Annotated in this window: 2 protein-coding genes and 1 pseudogene; 1 reads left to right on the top strand and 2 read right to left on the bottom strand. The window is 60.7% G+C overall.

Annotated features, from left to right (window positions below):
- A partial coding sequence (locus OKA04_RS24910) for a hypothetical protein (RefSeq protein ID WP_264503847.1) occupies nucleotides 1-262 on the top strand: 262 nt, incomplete at its 5' end.
- A 4-nt stretch (nucleotides 263-266) separates the two neighbouring features.
- Here the strand turns inward: OKA04_RS24910 and OKA04_RS24915 are convergent.
- Both OKA04_RS24915 and OKA04_RS24920 read right to left on the bottom strand, forming a co-directional pair.
- Nucleotides 267-905: a chlorophyll a/b-binding protein gene (locus OKA04_RS24915; protein ID WP_498049459.1), complete on the bottom strand. Its 639-nt coding sequence runs from the start codon at nucleotides 903-905 to the stop codon at nucleotides 267-269.
- Nucleotides 887-1,246 (bottom strand): annotated as a pseudogene (locus OKA04_RS24920) (aminoglycoside O-phosphotransferase APH(4)-Ia); the annotation flags it as partial. The gene OKA04_RS24915 and the pseudogene OKA04_RS24920, both read right to left, overlap by 19 nt.
- Between the last annotated feature and the right edge of the window lie 63 nt (nucleotides 1,247-1,309).

The raw sequence follows: 1,309 nt of genomic DNA on the forward strand, positions 1-1,309 counted from the left end.
GGTACATACACTGGGAAGAAAAATAAAAAAAAATAACTCCTTGATTAATTCCCCCATTTGGTTCACGCACACCACCCAACCCAAAAGCGGCCACGAACACAACAAGATACATTTTGCTACTGCTCCTCCGACCTCCAATCGTTCGATCCGAGCCCATGCACGCGCCCGATCGATGCAACAGCTAGCGATCAAACACGAAGCGCGCATGCAAGCGAAACCCAACTCTGTGTGTCAGATCCATGGCGAGCGAGAGCGGGGTTGATTGCTCATAGGCCGAGGGCGCCGAGCGGCGTCTTGCCCTGGCCGGCCTCGAAGTAGAAGATGAGCATGGCGAGCATGGCGAGGCGGGCGTGCTTGATCTCGGCGAGCTTGAGCCGGTCGAGCTTGTCGGTGTCCGGGATGTAGACGCCGTCCCTGGTCTCGCCGCCGAGGCCGAGCGGGTCGAAGAACTTGCCGCCGGGGTAGCCCTGCTCGCCGGTGGCGTTGGAGAAGTTCTCGGCGGTGCGCGACCACGGCGTGGCCCACTCCACCGCCTGCGAGTCCGGGTTGAAGAAGTCGACCCACCGCTTGGACTCTACCCAGCCCATGAGCAGCAGCTGCGTCCCGAGGAGGGAGCCGAAGGAGAAGGGCGCGATGGCCTCCGGCTGCGCGCCGGCCTCGAACCACGGCACGCCGCTCCACGCCTGCCCGACGAAGATCCCCAGCACCGCCGCCATCGCCCACCGCCCGTGGATCAGCTCCGCCTCCCTGTACCACTTGAGGAACGCCGGGTCCTTGCCCAGCCCCAGCGGGTCGAAGCCGAAGTCACCGGGGAGCGAGCCATCGAGCCACGGCGGGTTGATGAACTCGGCGTCGCTCTTGAAGGCCGGGATCCACGACTTCTTGTGTCCATCACAGTTTGCCAGTGATACACATGGGGATCAGCAATCGCGCATATGAAATCACGCCATGTAGTGTATTGACCGATTCCTTGCGGTCCGAATGGGCCGAACCCGCTCGTCTGGCTAAGATCGGCCGCAGCGATCGCATCCATAGCCTCCGCGACCGGTTGTAGAACAGCGGGCAGTTCGGTTTCAGGCAGGTCTTGCAACGTGACACCCCGCAGGACATATCCACGCCCTCCTACATCGAAGCTGAAAGCACGAGATTCTTCGCCCTCCGAGAGCTGCATCAGGTCGGAGACGCTGTCGAACTTTTCGATCAGAAACTTCTCGACAGACGTCGCGGTGAGTTCAGGCTTTTTCATATCTCATTGCCCCCCGGATCTGCGAAAGCTCGAGAGAGATAGATTTGTAGAGAGAGACTGGTG

This window comes from Luteolibacter flavescens, from assembly GCF_025950085.1.
Taxonomy (GTDB): domain Bacteria; phylum Verrucomicrobiota; class Verrucomicrobiia; order Verrucomicrobiales; family Akkermansiaceae; genus Haloferula; species Haloferula flavescens.